General features: G+C 71.8%; 13 protein-coding genes. 11 read left to right on the forward strand and 2 right to left on the reverse strand.

Going from position 1 to position 15,742, the window contains the following annotated elements:
- Positions 1 to 20: 20 nt before the first annotated feature.
- From AB0411_RS18170 to AB0411_RS18205, 8 genes are all read left to right on the forward strand, one after another.
- A complete protein-coding gene (locus tag AB0411_RS18170) occupies positions 21 to 1,235 on the forward strand; it encodes a hypothetical protein (protein WP_437042443.1) in 1,215 nt (404 codons plus the stop codon).
- A 139-nt stretch (positions 1,236 to 1,374) separates the two neighbouring features.
- On the forward strand, positions 1,375 to 2,646 hold the full coding sequence (locus AB0411_RS18175) for an amidohydrolase (protein WP_366418304.1): 1,272 nt from the start codon (positions 1,375 to 1,377) through the stop codon (positions 2,644 to 2,646).
- A gap of 263 nt (positions 2,647 to 2,909) precedes the next feature.
- A complete protein-coding gene (locus tag AB0411_RS18180; protein ID WP_366418305.1) occupies positions 2,910 to 3,941 on the forward strand; it encodes a BMP family lipoprotein in 1,032 nt (343 codons plus the stop codon).
- Positions 3,942 to 4,020: 79 nt separating this feature from the next.
- Positions 4,021 to 5,751, forward strand: a complete 1,731-nt coding sequence (locus AB0411_RS18185) for an ABC transporter ATP-binding protein (RefSeq protein ID WP_437042446.1) — start codon at positions 4,021 to 4,023, stop codon at positions 5,749 to 5,751.
- A complete protein-coding gene (locus AB0411_RS18190) occupies positions 5,748 to 6,929 on the forward strand; it encodes an ABC transporter permease (RefSeq protein WP_403146906.1) in 1,182 nt (393 codons plus the stop codon). The genes AB0411_RS18185 and AB0411_RS18190 overlap by 4 nt, the downstream gene beginning before the upstream one ends.
- Complete coding sequence (locus AB0411_RS18195) at positions 6,926 to 8,206, forward strand: ABC transporter permease (RefSeq protein WP_366418306.1); 1,281 nt, start codon at positions 6,926 to 6,928, stop codon at positions 8,204 to 8,206. The genes AB0411_RS18190 and AB0411_RS18195 overlap by 4 nt, the downstream gene beginning before the upstream one ends.
- Complete coding sequence (locus AB0411_RS18200; protein ID WP_366418307.1) at positions 8,203 to 8,622, forward strand: cytidine deaminase; 420 nt, start codon at positions 8,203 to 8,205, stop codon at positions 8,620 to 8,622. The genes AB0411_RS18195 and AB0411_RS18200 overlap by 4 nt, the downstream gene beginning before the upstream one ends.
- A 363-nt stretch (positions 8,623 to 8,985) precedes the next feature.
- Positions 8,986 to 10,263, forward strand: coding sequence for a thymidine phosphorylase (locus tag AB0411_RS18205; protein WP_366418308.1), 1,278 nt, complete (start codon positions 8,986 to 8,988; stop codon positions 10,261 to 10,263).
- A gap of 436 nt (positions 10,264 to 10,699) precedes the next feature.
- On the opposite strand, the gene AB0411_RS18210 is transcribed toward AB0411_RS18205, so the two are convergent.
- Complete coding sequence (locus AB0411_RS18210) at positions 10,700 to 12,019, reverse strand: MFS transporter (protein WP_366418309.1); 1,320 nt, start codon at positions 12,017 to 12,019, stop codon at positions 10,700 to 10,702.
- 185 nt (positions 12,020 to 12,204) lie between these two features.
- On the opposite strand from AB0411_RS18210, the gene AB0411_RS18215 reads away from it, so the two are divergent.
- Positions 12,205 to 13,095, forward strand: a complete 891-nt coding sequence (locus tag AB0411_RS18215; protein ID WP_403147224.1) for a LysR family transcriptional regulator — start codon at positions 12,205 to 12,207, stop codon at positions 13,093 to 13,095.
- A gap of 77 nt (positions 13,096 to 13,172) precedes the next feature.
- On the opposite strand, the gene AB0411_RS18220 is transcribed toward AB0411_RS18215, so the two are convergent.
- Positions 13,173 to 13,991 (reverse strand): alpha/beta hydrolase, encoded by an 819-nt coding sequence (locus AB0411_RS18220; RefSeq protein WP_366418310.1) that lies wholly within the window; start codon positions 13,989 to 13,991, stop codon positions 13,173 to 13,175.
- Positions 13,992 to 14,094: 103 nt separating this feature from the next.
- On the opposite strand from AB0411_RS18220, the gene AB0411_RS18225 reads away from it, so the two are divergent.
- Positions 14,095 to 15,255, forward strand: coding sequence for an adenosine deaminase (locus tag AB0411_RS18225; protein WP_366418311.1), 1,161 nt, complete (start codon positions 14,095 to 14,097; stop codon positions 15,253 to 15,255).
- 142 nt (positions 15,256 to 15,397) lie between these two features.
- Positions 15,398 to 15,667, forward strand: coding sequence for a hypothetical protein (locus tag AB0411_RS18230; RefSeq protein ID WP_366418312.1), 270 nt, complete (start codon positions 15,398 to 15,400; stop codon positions 15,665 to 15,667).
- The last annotated feature ends 75 nt before the right edge of the window (positions 15,668 to 15,742 follow it).

Below are 15,742 nucleotides of genomic sequence, written 5' to 3' on the forward strand. Positions count from 1 at the left end.
CCGACCGACCGACGGGAGCGATGGTGAGCTCACCCGAAGGGGCCCGCGCCGGGTCCGTCACGCCCGGCGCCGGGGTCCCGCCCCCGGAGACGACGGGTTCTCCCGCCCGCCGTCTCCGGGGGGTGCCGCGGCAGCGCAACCGGACCGCACGCGCCGGCGCAGGACCGGACGCCCCGGCCCGGGGCACCGGCACCCTCGCGTTCGTCGAGAGCCCGGTGCAGCTGCTGAACGTCCTGGAATGGGCGCACACGGCACAGGCCACCTCGCTCACCGTCGTCGTGCTCTCCCCGCACGACCCGATGACCCGCGGACAGCTGCGCCGGATGGCCGAACTCGCCCGCGACGAAGGCCATACGGTGCGCTGGGAAGAGGCCCGCGGCGGCCCCACCGCGCCGATGCGCACCATCGGCGGGCTCACCCCGCTGCTGCGCCGCGCCCGCCGCGTCGTCATCGGCGACCCGTTCTCCCGCTACGTCCAGCTGCTGCTCACCCTCACCCGGGCGCGCGACCTGGTCGTGGTCGACGACGGCACCGCCACCATGGAGTTCATCTCCCAACTCGCCCGCGGCGAACGGCTGGTGCGCTGGCACCGCAACGGCAGCGGGCGCGGCGCCCGGGACCTGGTCTTCGCACCGTTCTCGGCCACCGCCCGCCGCCGGCTCACCCCGCAGCCCGAGGGCGGCCGGCGCACCGTCGGCCTGTTCAGCTCGATGCCCGTCGAGGCGCCGCCGGGCGTCGAGGTCACCACCAACGAGTTCGCCTGGACCCGCGGCCGCTTCGGCCCGCCCCGGCTCACCCGCGCCGCCGACATCGTCGGCACCTCGCTGGTGGAGACCGGGGTCGTGGACGCCGACCGCTACCTGGCGGCGGTGGGGGTGCTGGCCCGTACGCACGGTGCCACCCGCTACTTCGCCCACCGCAAGGAGAGCGCCGACAAGCTGCGCCGGCTGGTGGCGGAAACCGGGCTGGAGATCGTCCGCCCCGACCTGCCGCTGGAGCTGATCGCCCGGCGCGGCCCCATCGGACGGCTGATCGTCAGCTTCCCCTCCACCGTCGTGCACACCCTGCCGCTCGCCCTGCTGGGCACCGAGGTCAAGGTCGCGGTCTGCGACATCGACCCGGAATGGCTGACGGCCCACGCCTCGCCGCGCGCCCAGGGCTTTCTCGACGGGGTCACCGGCACCGCCCGCGACGTGCAGCGACTGCCGTTCACCCAGCGGATGGCCGCCGGATGACAGTGCGCGGAAAGCCTTACTGCATACCCGTCGCATAAACCGTCCATGCGCCGAGCGGCCTAGATTTTCTTCCCCTAACGGGCTGAACTTTTGTTGATCGAAGGACAGTTGCCCCGTTGTGGGCCGTAACCTTCCAGGGGTGAACCACTCGATCTCCCGCGATGCCGGCACCGCCCGTACTCCCGCCGGGGACCAGCTCCCCGGCGCGCTCCCCGAGGCGCTGCGCGCCGAACTCGGCCGCTTCCGCCGCGACTTGCACATGCATCCCGAGCTCGGCAACCAGGAGTTCCGCACCACCGCGGCGCTCAAGGAACGGCTGGAGAGGGCCGGCCTGCGGCCCCGGGTACTGTCCGTCGGCACCGGCCTGGTCTGCGACATCGGCACCCCGGACGCGACGGCCGGCGGACGGGCGCTCGCCGCGGACCCCGACCGCCCCCTGCTGGCCCTGCGCGCGGACATCGACGCCCTGCCCATCCCGGACACCAAGACCGTCGACTACGCCTCGACGGTCCCCGGCCACGCCCACGCCTGCGGCCACGACGTGCACACCACCGTCGTCCTCGGCGCCGGACTGGTCCTCGCCGAACTCGCCCGCGCCGGCGCCCTGCCGCGCCCGGTCCGCCTGATCTTCCAGCCCGCCGAGGAAGTGCTGCCCGGCGGCGCCTCCGACGCGATCGAGTCCGGCGTGCTGGAGGGCGTCGGCCGGATCCTCGCCGTCCACTGCGATCCGCGCGTCGACGCCGGCCGGATCGGGCTCCGCACGGGCCCGATCACCTCCGCCTGCGACCGCCTGGAGGTCGAGCTGGACGGCCCCGGCGGCCACACCGCCCGCCCGCACCTGACCACCGACATGGTCACCGCCGCCTCCCGGGTCGCCGTGGACGTGCCGGCGCTGCTGTCCCGCCGGGTCGACGCCCGCGCCGGCCTCGCCGTCACCTGGGGCCGGCTGGCGTCCGGCCACGCCTGCAATGTGATCCCGCAGCACGCCGAACTCTCCGGCACGGTCCGCTGTCTCGATCTCGACGCCTGGCGCAAGGCCCCCGACCTGGTGCACGCGGCGATCGACGAGGTGGCCGCGCTGCACGGCGCCAAGCCGCAGATCACCTACGTCCGCGGAGTGCCGCCGGTGGTCAACGAGCCGGTCACCGTCCAGCTCCTGCACTCCGCGATGGCCGCGCGCCGCGGCGAGGGCGCCATCGAGGACACCGACCAGTCCCTCGGCGGCGAGGACTTCTCCTGGTACCTCGAACACGTCCCCGGCGCCATGGCCCGCCTCGGCGTCCACCCACCCGCCGACCCCGTCCGCCGCGACCTGCACCGCGGCGACTTCGACGTCGACGAACAGGCCATCAAGGTGGGCGCGGAACTCTTCACGGCGTGCGCGCTGCTGGACGGGGATCTTCCGGACTGAACGCCGCGGGGCTCGCGCCGTCTCCCGCCTGCCGCTCAAGATCGAACTCATATAGCGGGCGCTGTCCGTAAAGAAGGCATATAGGCCCGTTTCGGCAGTTAGCCGGGACGGGCTTCGCAATTCGCCCGCCCCTGTTTCCTCCACGTGCCCTACGCCTCGAATCGATAACGTCCGCGCAGTGGAGGGTTTTGCGCCAGGTCTACGCGCGTTAATCTCCCACAAGCCAGCGCCAAAGGGGGCGCTTAGAGCGAAGGGAAGGCCCCGTGCGTCGGGTCATCAGGATTGCCGCCGCGGCTACCGCCACCACCTGTCTCGCGTTCACCGCCACCGCGTGCGGACAGAGCTTCGCCGAGGCCAATCGCGCCAAGCACGCGGGCGTCGGACTGGCCTTCGACATCGGCGGGCGGGACGACCACTCGTTCAACGAGGCGGCCGCCCGCGGCACGGAGAACGCCCGGGAGAAACTGGGCGTCAAGGTCAAGATGCTCACCGCGAAGAACGGCGAGACCGAGGCGGACCGCGAGCAGCGGCTGTCGTCCTTCGCCGAGGCCGGATACAACCCGGTCATCGGCGTCGGCTTCGCGTACAGCCAGTCCGTGCAGAACGTCGCCAAGGACTTCCCCGACACCTCCTTCGGTGTCGTGGACGCCGTGCCGCAGGGCAAGAACGTCGACGCCATGGTCTTCGCCGAGCACGAGGGCTCCTACCTGGCGGGCGTCGCCGCGGCGCTGAAGAGCAAGACCCACAAGGTGGGCTTCATCGGTGGCGTGAACAACGCGCTCATCCAGAAGTTCCAGGCCGGCTTCGAGCAGGGCGTACGCGACACCGACCCGAAGGCCAAGGTCGTCTCGCAGTACCTCTACCCGAACAACGACAAGGGCTTCAACGACCCGGCCGCCGCCAAGGCCAAGGCCGCGGGCATGACCGACAGCGGTATCGACGTGATCTACACGGCGGCCGGGCAGTCGGGCGCCGGCTCGATCGAGGAGGTCAGCAGGCACAAGGGCGTCTGGGCGATCGGGGTCGACTCCGACCAGTACCAGCAGCCCGGTCTGGCGAAGTACAAGGACCACATCCTGACCTCGGTCGTGAAGAACGTCGATGTGGCCGTCTTCGACCTGATCAAGAGCTACGAGGACCACAAGCCGCTGACCGGCATCCACGCCTACGACCTCAAGCACAAGGGCGTCTCGCTCGCCACCTCGGGCGGCTTCATCAAGGACATCCAGCCGCAGATCGACGCGGCCCGGAAGAAGATCATCGAGGGCAAGGTGAAGGTCAAGGAGACGCCGTAGTCAGACGCCGTAGCCAGGGACGACGATCCACCCCGGGGAGCCGCAGCGCCGGCCCCGGGGGCGGTCCCCGCGTCCCCCTGTGACCTTCCGGTCCCGCTTTCCTGCTTCCTCGTCCTTTCCGCACCGTCATCCCCGAGGGGAGTGCGCCATCAACGCAGCATCCACGCGCAGCGGCCCGGCCGTCCCGGACGCCCCCGCTGTAGAACTCCGCGGAATCACCAAAAGGTTCCCCGGCGTCGTGGCCAACCACGACATCCACCTCACCGTGCGCCGCGGTACCGTCCACGCCCTCTGCGGCGAGAACGGTGCCGGCAAGTCCACCCTGATGAAGATCCTCTACGGCATGCAGAAGCCGGACGAGGGCACCGTCGCGCTCGACGGCGAGCAGGTCGCCCTGCACACCCCGGGCGACGCCATCGCCCGCGGCATCGGCATGGTCCACCAGCACTTCATGCTGGCCGACAACCTCACCGTCCTGGAGAACACCGTCCTCGGCGCGGAGAAGCTGCACGGCATCGGCGCCGGCGCCCGCGCGAAGATCAAGGAAATCTCCGACGCGTACGGCCTGAACATCCGGCCGGACGTCCTCGTCGAGGACCTCGGTGTCGCCGACCGCCAGCGCGTCGAGATCCTCAAGGTCCTCTACCGCGGCGCCCGCACCCTGATCCTCGACGAGCCGACCGCCGTCCTGGTCCCGCAGGAGGTCGACGCGCTCTTCGACAACCTGCGCGAGCTCAAGTCCGAGGGCCTGACCGTCATCTTCATCTCGCACAAGCTGGGCGAGGTGCTCTCGGTCGCCGACGACATCACCGTCATACGCCGCGGGACGACCGTGGCGTCCGTCGAGCCGTCCGCGACCACGCCCAAGCAGCTCGCCGAGCTGATGGTCGGCAGCGAACTGCCGTCGCCGGAGACCCGCGAGTCGACCGTCACCGAGGAGGAGATGCTGCGGGTCCGCGACCTCCGCCTGTCGGCGACCGACTCCGACGGGGTGGTCCGCACCGTCCTGGACGGCATCTCCTTCACCATCCACAAGGGCGAGGTGCTGGGCGTCGCCGGTGTCGAGGGCAACGGCCAGGCCGAACTCGTCGAGGCCGTCATGGGCACCCGCACCCCCGACCACGGCACCGTCGTCCTGGACGGCAACGACCTGTCCGGGGCCTCCACCCGCGCCCGGCGCGAGGGCGGCGTCGGCTACATCCCCGAGGACCGCCACCGCCACGGCCTGCTGCTGGAAGCCCCGCTGTGGGAGAACCGCATCCTGGGCCACGTCACCGAGCGGCCCAACAGCAAGGGCAGGCTGCTCGACCTGGCCGGCGCCCGCAAGGACACCGCGCGCATCGTCGCCGAGTACGACGTGCGCACCCCGGGCATCGAGGTCACCGCGTCCTCGCTCTCCGGCGGCAACCAGCAGAAGCTGATCGTCGGCCGCGAGATGAGCCACCGGCCCAAGCTCCTGATCGCCGCCCACCCCACCCGCGGCGTCGACGTCGGCGCGCAGGCGCAGATCTGGGAACAGATCCGCGAGGCGCGCCGCGAGGGCCTGGCGGTGCTGCTGATCTCTGCCGACCTGGACGAGCTGATCGGGCTGTCCGACACCCTGCGGGTGATGTACCGGGGCCGGCTGGTCGCGGACGCGGACCCCGCCGTCATCACCCCGGAGGAGTTGGGCTCCGCCATGACCGGTGCCGCCAGCGGCCACCTCACCGCGCCGGAGGACGGCGCCCAGGAAGGCGGTGCGCCCGGCACGGGTGCGCCCGAGAAGGCCGCGCCGAACGGCGCCGGCGAGCAGGGCGGTGAGCAGAAGTGAGCACCTCCGCCAAGAGCCCCGCAAAGAACCCCGCGGTGGACGCCATCGCCAGGAGCGCCACCCGCGACAAGGTGATCCTCGCGATCGCCGCGCCCGTCCTGGCCATCGTCGCCGCGATAGTGATCTCGTCCCTGGTCTTCCTCGCGTCCGGCGAGAACCCCTTCCGGGCCTACGGGATCATGGCCGATTACGGCCACTACAGCGACAGCCAGGTCTGGATCATCAACAAGGCGGTGCCGTACTACCTTTCGGCGCTGGCGGTGGCCATCGGCTTCCGCATGAACCTCTTCAACATCGGTGTCGACGGCCAGTACCGCCTGGCGGCCTTCGCGGCCGCCGCGGTGGGCGGGGCCATCGCGCTCCCCGGCGCGATCCAGATCATCCTGCTCATCGTCATCGCGATGCTGGTGGGCGCCCTCTGGTCGGGCCTCGCGGGTCTGCTGAAGACCACCCGCGGCGTCAGCGAAGTGATCACCACGATCATGCTGAACGCCATCGCCGCCTCGATCATCGGCTACTTCCTGCAGGACGGCCGCCTCGCCATCAAGGACGGCAACCTCCTGCACACCAAGTTCCTCCCGGAATCCAGCCACTTCTTCTCCTTCCCGACCCACCCCAAGCCGGTCTACGGCTTCGTGGTGATCGCGGTGCTGGCCGGCGCGCTGTACTGGTTCGGCATCAACCGCACCCGCTTCGGCTTCGACCTGCGCGCCGTGGGCGCCTCCGAGCCGGCCGCCGAGGCCAGCGGGGTCAGCGTCAAGCGCATGGTCGTCAGCAGCATGCTGCTGTCGGGTGCCGCGGCCGGCCTGGTCGGCATGCCCACCCTGCTCGGCGAGTCCTTCCAGTACGGCACGGACTTCCCGGCCGGCATCGGCTTCACCGGTATCGCCATCGCCCTGCTCGGCCGCAACCACCCCGTCGGGATGGCCTTCGGCGCCCTGCTGTGGGCGTTCCTCGACCGCACCGGCTCCCGGCTGGAGTTCGAGGGCTACGCGCAGGAGATCGTCGGCGTCATCCAGGGCGTCATCGTGCTCTGCGTGGTCATCGCCTACGAGGTCGTGCGCCGCTACGGGCTGCGGCTCCAGCAGCGCAAGGTCGGCGAGGAGCTGGCCGCCCTCGCCCGCACCACCAACGCCGACAAGTCTGACAAGAGCGACAAGCCGGAGGTGTCGGCGTGAGTACGGACCTCAAGACCGCGACGAAGCTCGCGGTCCCCGGGAAGGGCGGGCGGCGCAGGCTGACCTACCCCTGGATCCTGCTGATCATCGCCGGTGCGCTGGTCGCGCTCTCCGTCCTGCGGGCCGTCACCGGCACCGCGGACCTCACCTCCACCGGCCAGTTCGGTGCCGCGCTGAGCGCCGCCGTGCCGATCGGCCTCGCCGGTCTGGGCGGCCTGTGGTCCGAGCGGGCCGGCGTGGTGAACATCGGCCTCGAAGGCATGATGATGCTCGGCTCGTTCGCGGCAGGCTGGGTCGGCTGGCAGCACGGGCCCTGGGCGGCGGCGCTGGCCGGCATCATCGGCGGTGCGCTCGGCGGCCTCATCCACGCCGTCGCCACCGTCACCTTCGGCGTCGACCACATCGTCTCCGGTGTCGCGGTCAACATCCTGGCGCTGGGCGCCACCCAGTACCTGGCCACCCTGTGGTTCGGCCAGGAGGGCAGCGCGGCGATGGCCGCCGGCGGCAACGACAAGCAGTCCCCGCCGATGCCCGACATGCCGAGCTTCACCGTGCCCGGCCTGTCGGACGCGCTGAACTCCCTGGAGGCGCACCACTGGTTCCTGGTCTCCGACCTCGCCGGCATCCTCGGCGCCGCGGTCACCAACGTCTCGTGGCTGACGCTGCTGACGATCGCACTGTTCGTCGGCACCTTCTTCGTGCTGTGGCGCTCGTCCTTCGGCCTGCGGCTGCGCTCCTGCGGCGAGGCCCCGGTCTCGGCCGAGTCGCTGGGCGTCAACGTCTACTCGTACAAGTACGCGGCGGTCCTGGTCTCCGGCGCCCTGGCCGGCCTCGGCGGTGCCTTCCTCTCCATCGGGGTGCACTTCTACCAGGACGGCCAGACCGGCGGCCGCGGCTACATCGGCCTCGCGACGATGATCTTCGGCAACTGGCGTCCTGGCGGCGTCGCGATGGGCGCGGGCCTGTTCGGCTTCATGGACGCCATGCAGCTGCGCAGCGGCGGCCCGACCGTCCACGCCCTGCTGCTGGGCCTGGCCGCGCTCCTCGCGGTGATCGCGCTGCTGAAGGTGCGGGCCGCCAAGCGCACCCAGGCCGCGCTGTCGGCGGTGGCCGCCGTCGTCCTCATAGGCTGGTACTTCCTGGCCGACACCGTTCCGCTCGAACTGGTCGAGGCGAGCCCGTACATCGCCACCCTGCTCGTCCTCGCCCTCTCCGCCCAGCGACTGCGGCCCCCGAAGGCGAACGGCAGGCCCTACCGCCGAGGACAAGGCACATGACACCACCAGTGCCGGTCGACTGGACCGCACTGCGCGCGCAGGCCCGGGACGCGATGTCCCGGGCCTACGCCCCGTACTCCGGCTACCCCGTCGGCGCCGCCGCCCTCGTGGACGACGGCCGCACGATCGCCGCCTGCAACGTCGAGAACGCCTCCTACGGCCTCGCCCTCTGCGCCGAATGCGGTCTGGTCTCAGAGCTGTTCGCGGGCCGCACCGACGGCGGCGGACCCGCACCCCGGCTGACCGCCTTCACCTGCGTGGACGGCACAGGCGACCTGCTCGTCCCCTGCGGCCGCTGCCGCCAGCTGCTGTGGGAACACGGCGGCCCCGAGTTGCTGGTGGACACGGCGTCCGGCATCCGGCCCCTGTCGGAACTGCTGCCGGACGCGTTCGGGCCGGGGCATCTGGCGGGCTGACGGGGCGGCCGCCTCACCGTGGCCCGGTCGGTGCTGACCGGCCGCCATCTGACGGCGGGCGAAGCACGCGACGTCGCCTGCGGAGGCGGACGTCGCCTGCGGAGGCGGCCGAAGGGCCCGCCGCGGCATCAGCCGCGAGCGGGCTCTTCGTTCGTTCGGGTCCGCCGGAGTGCTTCGGCAGCGCTTCGGGACCGCTTCGTGAACCCGTCATCCACAGGGGCCCCGGCCTCCGTATGGCGCATCCCGCCCTCGAGCCCCCCGGGGTCGTCCCCGGCCGTCCCGGGGGGCGCCCGTTCGGCGCCCCTGGCCACCCCGGCATCTATGCGTGTAGAACGTACCTACCCGTTCGAAAGGAACCGTCGCATGGACGTCATCTCCGTCATCCGTACCAAGCGCGACCGCGGTGAGCTGACCCCTGATCAGATCGACTGGGTCATCGACGCCTACACCCGGGGCGAGGTCGCCCATGAGCAGATGTCGTCCCTCGCGATGGCCGTCTTCCTCAACGGTATGAACCGCACGGAGATCGCCCGCTGGACGGCCGCGATGATCGCCTCCGGCGAGCGCATGGACTTCTCCTCCCTGCCCCGCCCCACCGCGGACAAGCACTCCACCGGCGGCGTCGGCGACAAGATCACCCTCCCGCTCGCCCCGCTCGTCGCCGCCTGCGGCGCGGCCGTGCCGCAGCTCTCCGGCCGCGGTCTGGGCCACACCGGCGGCACCCTGGACAAGCTCGAAGCGATCCCCGGCTGGCGCGCGAGCCTCTCCAACGCCGAGATGCTGGACGTCCTGCGCGACGTCGGCTCGGTGATCTGCGCGGCCGGCGACGGTCTCGCCCCCGCCGACAAGAAGCTCTACGCGCTGCGCGATGTCACCGGCACCGTCGAGTCCATCCCCCTGATCGCCTCCTCGATCATGTCCAAGAAGATCGCCGAGGGCACCGGCTCCCTCGTCCTGGACGTCAAGGTCGGCTCCGGCGCCTTCATGAAGGACCTCGACAACGCCCGCGAACTGGCCTCCACGATGGTCGAGCTGGGCACCGACCACGGCGTGCGGACCGTCGCGCTGCTCACCGACATGGCCACCCCGCTCGGCCTGACCGCCGGCAACGCCCTCGAAGTCCGCGAATCCGTCGAGGTACTGGCCGGCGGCGGCCCCCGGGACGTCGTCGAGCTGACCCTGGCGCTCGCCCGCGAGATGCTCGACGCGGCCGGCCTCCAGGACGCCGACCCGGCCAAGGCGCTGGCCGACGGCTCCGCCATGGACCACTGGCGCCGCATGATCACCGCCCAGGGCGGCGACCCCGACGCGGCCCTCCCGGTGGCCCGCGAACAGCATGTCGTCACCGCTGCCTCCTCCGGCACCCTCACCACCCTCGACGCATACGCCGTCGGCCTCGCCGCCTGGCGCCTGGGCGCCGGCCGCGCCCGCAAGGAGGACCCGGTCCAGGCGGGCGCGGGCGTCGAACTGCACGCCAAGCCGGGCGACACGGTCAGCGCCGGCCAGCCCCTGCTGACCCTGCACACCGACACCCCGGAGAAGTTCCCCTACGCCCTGGAGGCCCTCGACGGCGGCGTCCTCGTCGGCCCCGAGGACGCGGCCTTCGCCACCACGCCGGTGGTGCTGGAGCGTATCGCCTGACCTGGCCCGGCCGGAGGCCGGTGAGGGAGCGGCCCGCATGGGTGAACGGGACCGGTGGACCGCCGCCGGTCCCGTTCGGCGGGCTGTTGCGGGTGGTACTCGTCGGGCCCGTTCCGGAACGAGAAAGGGTCCCTGCCTCGGATGAGGCAGGGACCCTCGTGCGGAGCGCCCGGCAGGCCTTGCACCTGCATTTCCCGCCGGCTGGCGGACGTCTTTCCTTGGACCACAGACGCGTGAACTCCGGGCTGTGCGCCGAAGTTGCATCATGATCATACAGGACCGTCCGGCCCGCCCGCACATCCGCCGCAGCCGCCGACCCGGCTCGCTCCGCCCGGGTCCACGCGGTCGCCGACCGCCCTGGCCCGGATGTCCCGCGACCGTGAAAGGCCCGCCCCACCAGGACAGGTGGCGGGACGGGCCCTTCGGACTGCGGGGGTTACGCGGCCTTCTCCAGGTGGAGGAGGCGGCGTTCGACCACGGCCTTGCGGGTGGCGTAGAGGGTGATCGAGGCGGCGCCGAGCATCGCGACGAGGCCCAGGAGCACGGTGCCCTCCCAGCCGACGGCGTGGAAGGCGGCGGCGCCGAGCGCGCCGCCCAGGCTGCTGCCGACGTAGTACGCGCACTGGTACAGCGCCGACGCCTGCGCGCGGGCCGTCTTGGCGGTGCGGCTCACCGAGGACGAGGCCACCGCATGGCCCGCGAAGAAGCCCGCGGTGATCAGGACGAGCCCCGCCAGCACCGTGGAGACGGAGTCGGAGAGGGAGAGCAGCAGACCCGTGGAGGTGGTGCCGACGGCCAGGTACAAGGCGCCGCGGCGACCCGTGCGGGCGACCAGCTTGCCGGCCGCGGCCGAGGAGACCGTACCGACCAGGTAGACCACGAAGATCGAACCGACGATGCCCTGCGGGAGGTTGAACGGCTCGGACACCAGGCGGTAGCCGATGACCGTGTAGACCGCGCCGAACACCGTCATGAACAGCCCGCCGATGGCGTAGAGGCGGCGCAGCAGCGGGTCGGCGAGGTGGCCGCCGAGGGTACGGGCCAGCGCCCGCGGGCCCACCGAACGGGGCGCGAAGTGCCGGGCCTTGGGCACCAGCAGCCGGAACGTCACCGCGCACACCACGGCCAGCACACCCACCGCGGCCAGCGCGGCCCGCCAGCCCCAGGCCTGGGCGACCCAGCCGGTCACGATCCGGCCGGACATGCCGCCGATGCTGTTGCCCGCCACGAACAGTCCGATGGCCGCCACCAGCGCCTTGGCGCGTACCTCCTCGGCCAGGAAGGCCATCGCCGACGCCGGCAGTCCGGCCAGCGCGACGCCCTGGATGCCGCGCAGCGCGATCAGCGCGCCGAGCGACGGGGCGAACGGCACCAGCATCGCGATCAGCGCGGCGACCGAGAGGGACACGGTCATCAGCGTGCGCCGCCCGAAGCGCTCGGAGACCGCGCTCAGCGGGATGACCCCGAGGGCCAGGCCGAAGGTGGCCGCGGACACGGTCCAGCTCGCCTGGTCCGGGCTGACCCCGAGGTCGCTGGAGATCGCGGGCAGCAGCGCCTGCGTGGAGTACAGGAGCGCGAAGGTCGCGACTCCGGCGGCGAAGAGGGCGAAGCTCATCCGGCGGTAGCCCGGGCCGCCCGGCCGCAGCTTGCCCGACTCGGGATCGGGGGCGGCGGCGGAAGGAGAAGTGTCAGTGGACGACTGGGGAGAGGCGGCCGCACGGTCGGTGACGGACGCCCCGGTATCAGCGGGAGGCATGCTTCGAAGGTAGGCCCGCCCGTTTCATGCGTCCAATGCATAGAAACGGCATAATCGATGCTGTGACACATGATCCGAGGTCGCAGGGGCCGCTGTTGCAAGGTCGCAACAGAAAAGATCTCGCCGGAGCGCCGCGGAGCGCGGAAGCGGGGGAGCCGGCCGAGCTCGGGGGCGACTCCTGGGCGGTGCTCCTCGCCCCGCGGCTCGCCCAGTTCACCGCCGTCGCCCGGCACGAACACGTCACCCGCGCCGCCCTGGAACTCGGCATGCCGCAGCCGACGCTCAGCCGCGCCCTCGTCCGCCTGGAGGAGGACCTCGGCGTCGCCCTCTTCGCCCGGCACGGCCGCACCCTCTCCCTCACCCCGGCCGGCCGCGCCTTCCTCGCCTCCACCGAGCGGGCGCTGACGGACCTGGAACGGGCGACGGAGTCCGTACGGGCCGATGTCGACCCCGCCGCCGGGAAGGTGGCGTTCGGCTTTCTGCACACCCTCGGCTCGGAGACCGTGCCCGGCCTGATCCGCAGCTTCCGTGCCGACCACCCGCGCGTCCGCTTCCAGCTCGTCCAGAACTACGGCGAGGCCATGATCGAACGCCTCCGCGCCGGCGACCTCGACCTCTGCCTGACCTCACCGGTCCCGGACTACCCGGACCTGGTCGCCCGCCGGCTCGACGAGCAGAAGCTGCGCCTCGTCGTCCCGGACGACCATGCGCTGGCCGGCCGTAAGCGGATCCGGCTCGCGGAGGCCGCGGGCGAGCTGTTCGTCACCCTGGAACCCGGCTACGGGCTGCGCCGGATCACCGACGCGCTGTGCGCCGAGGCCGGCTTCACCCCGCGGGTCGCCTTCGAGGGGGAGGAGGCCGAGACCCTGCGCGGGCTGGTCGCGGCCGGACTGGGCGTGGCGCTGCTGCCACCGCCCGCCGTGCCGCGCCCCGGCGTCGCCGAGCTGACGGTGACGGCGCCCCGCGCGGTCCGCGAGATCGGCGTCGCCTGGCTGGACGGCCATCCGGACACCCCACCGGTCGCCGCCTTCAAGAAGTTCCTGCTCAGTCGCCGGGGGAAGCTGCTGCCACGGTGAGGGGCGGGGAGCGGGAGGACGCATGGAGGGGCGTGCGGGGCGCCGGTGCCCCGGCGCCCCGTCCGCGGTGTTCACCCTCAGTGCCGCAACGACGCCCCGAAGCCCGCGGCCAGGGGCATGCGGAGGCCGAGTGGTGGTGGGGCGGCCAGGGCGTCCTTCACGGGGCGGGCGTAGTCGCGGGCGAAGAGGGAGCCGAGCATGAAGTCGGCGGCCAGGGAGAGGACTTCGGCGCGGTGCTGGTGCAGGGAGTGGCCGTCGGAGTGCACCTCGAAACGGCAGGTGTCGCGGTTGACCTTCTTGGCGCGCTGGGCGTAGCGGTAGGACAGATCGGGGTCGGTGCGTTCGTCGTTGGTGCCGTGGACCAGCAGGACCTGCCGGCCGATGAGCTGTTTCACCGGGTCGGGCCGTTCGCCCTCCTGGCCGGGGCCGGGCAGCCAAGGGGCCAGCGCGAGGACGGAGTTGACGGCGGGATGGCCCGCGGCGTGCAGGGCGGCGCGGGCGCCCATGCCCGTGCCGACGAGGCAGACCGGGACATCGCCGTAGCGGCGGACCACCTCGTCCAGGGCCCAGGCCGCATCACGCGCCGGATGGGCGTCGGGGCCGTTCCAGCCGTTGCAGCGGTAGCGGACGACATGGGCCGTCAGGCCCTCGGGGCGCCCGGCCTTCGCCAGCCGGACGGCCAGCGGCCGCACCGCCAGCGCCGCCACCGGCGACGGCCGCCGTATCCCGGTCGGGCCGCCTCCGGGCAGTAAAAGAGCGACCCCGCTCACCTCCCGGCCGGTGCTCCGACCGCCGCCACCCCGCCATCGGAGCGCCTCGCGCGCCCCCTCCTTGCCGGCCGTTCCCAGCGGTTTTCCCAGCCGGGCCTCGCGCACCGGCAGTGCTTGCTGAGCCATGACCAGAACGATGGCAGAAGGCGGCGTGCCCGCCACCCCGTGGACGGGTCACTGTTACGTATCGTTCGATGAGATCTACGCGCGTAGGGGCTAGAGTGCCGAGATGACGAGCGAGACCACCACACTCCCGACCAGTGAACAGATCCGCCGTGCCCCCAAGGTGCTGCTCCACGACCACCTCGACGGCGGGCTCCGGCCGGCCACGGTCGTCGACCTGGCCCGGGAGACCGGCTACGAGGGCCTGCCCGAGACCGACCCGGAGAAGCTCGGGGTCTGGTTCCGCGAGGCGGCCGACTCCGGCTCCCTGGAGCGCTACCTGGAGACCTTCGCGCACACCTGCGCCGTCATGCAGACCCGCGACGCGCTGGTCCGGGTGGCCGCCGAGTGCGCCGAGGACCTGGCCGCGGACGGTGTCGTCTACGCCGAGGTCAGGTACGCGCCCGAGCAGCACCTCGAAAAGGGGCTGACCCTCGAAGAGGTCGTCGAGGCCGTCAACGAGGGCTTCCGCGAGGGCGAGCGGCGGGCCCGGGAGAACGGCCACCGCATCCGGGTCGGCGCGCTGCTGACCGCGATGCGGCACGCCGCCCGCGCCCTGGAGATCGCCGAACTCGCCAACCGCTACCGCGACACCGGCGTCGTCGGCTTCGACATCGCGGGCGCGGAGGCCGGCTACCCGCCCACCCGTCACCTCGACGCGTTCGAGTACCTCAAGCGGGAGAACAACCACTTCACCATCCACGCCGGTGAGGCCTTCGGCCTGCCGTCCATCTGGCAGGCCCTGCAGTGGTGCGGCGCCGACCGCCTCGGCCACGGCGTCCGGATCATCGACGACATCGAGGTCGCCGACGACGGCTCGGTCAAGCTCGGCCGGCTCGCCTCGTACGTCCGGGACAAGCGCATCCCGCTGGAGATGTGCCCGACCTCCAACCTGCAGACCGGCGCCGCGCCCTCCTACGCGGAGCACCCCATCGGCCTGCTGCGCCGCCTGCAGTTCCGGCTCACGGTCAACACCGACAACCGGTTGATGAGCGGCACGAACATGTCCCGGGAATTCGAGCACCTGGTCAAGACATTTCGATACACGCTCGACGACATGCAGTGGTTTACAGTCAATGCGATGAAATCAGCGTTCATTCCTTTCGATGAACGTCTGGCCATGATCAATGACGTCATCAAGCCCGGTTACGCAGAACTGCGGGCCGAATGGCTGTTCCGTCCGCAGGGAGCAACCGCCCCCGCCAGCAGGGCTTCTGACTCTGCGTAAGTGGACAGCGCGAGCTTATAGCGCAACGGCCGGTGGAATGTCCACCGGCCGTTTTTTCCTTCCTCGTGGCTGTTTGCGGCGCCGGTCGCCGCATCACTAGGTTGATTTGCCGGTCAAGCCCCCATCACGAGGACGTAATTCGATGAAGCAGGGAACCATCAAGACTCTCGGTACCGTCGCGCTCGGTGCCGCTTTCGCCGTCACCGCCGCGGGCGTCGCCAGCGCGGCCCCGGCGGTCGGCGCCGCCGACACCACCGGGGTGCTGAAGAGCCTGCCGGTGAAGGACGCCGCCAAGACCGTCTCCGGCCTCACCAAGGCCAAGCCGGCCGGCCACGACGTCAAGACCAAGGTCAAGTCCCAGGGCAACAAGCTGCTGGGTGGTCTGCAGCCCGGCAGCCTCCTGGGCGGCTGACACGCGGCCCGTCCCAGGGACGGGCGCTGCGCCGTGCCCCGTCCGTACGCCCTCGCGTACGGACGGGGCACCGTC

It is taken from the genome of Streptomyces angustmyceticus (assembly GCF_040701845.1).
In the GTDB taxonomy this organism is placed as follows: domain Bacteria; phylum Actinomycetota; class Actinomycetes; order Streptomycetales; family Streptomycetaceae; genus Streptomyces; species Streptomyces angustmyceticus_A.

Coding starts and splice junctions, on each gene's coding strand:
- AB0411_RS18170 (WP_437042443.1), top strand. CDS start 21: ATGGTGAGCTCACCCGAAGGGGCCCGCGCCGGGTCCGTCACGCCCGGC.
- AB0411_RS18200 (WP_366418307.1), top strand. CDS start 8,203: ATGACACCACCAGTGCCGGTCGACTGGACCGCACTGCGCGCGCAGGCC.
- AB0411_RS18205 (WP_366418308.1), top strand. CDS start 8,986: ATGGACGTCATCTCCGTCATCCGTACCAAGCGCGACCGCGGTGAGCTG.
- AB0411_RS18210 (WP_366418309.1), bottom strand. CDS start 12,019: ATGCCTCCCGCTGATACCGGGGCGTCCGTCACCGACCGTGCGGCCGCC.
- AB0411_RS18220 (WP_366418310.1), bottom strand. CDS start 13,991: ATGGCTCAGCAAGCACTGCCGGTGCGCGAGGCCCGGCTGGGAAAACCG.
- AB0411_RS18225 (WP_366418311.1), top strand. CDS start 14,095: ATGACGAGCGAGACCACCACACTCCCGACCAGTGAACAGATCCGCCGT.
- AB0411_RS18230 (WP_366418312.1), top strand. CDS start 15,398: ATGAAGCAGGGAACCATCAAGACTCTCGGTACCGTCGCGCTCGGTGCC.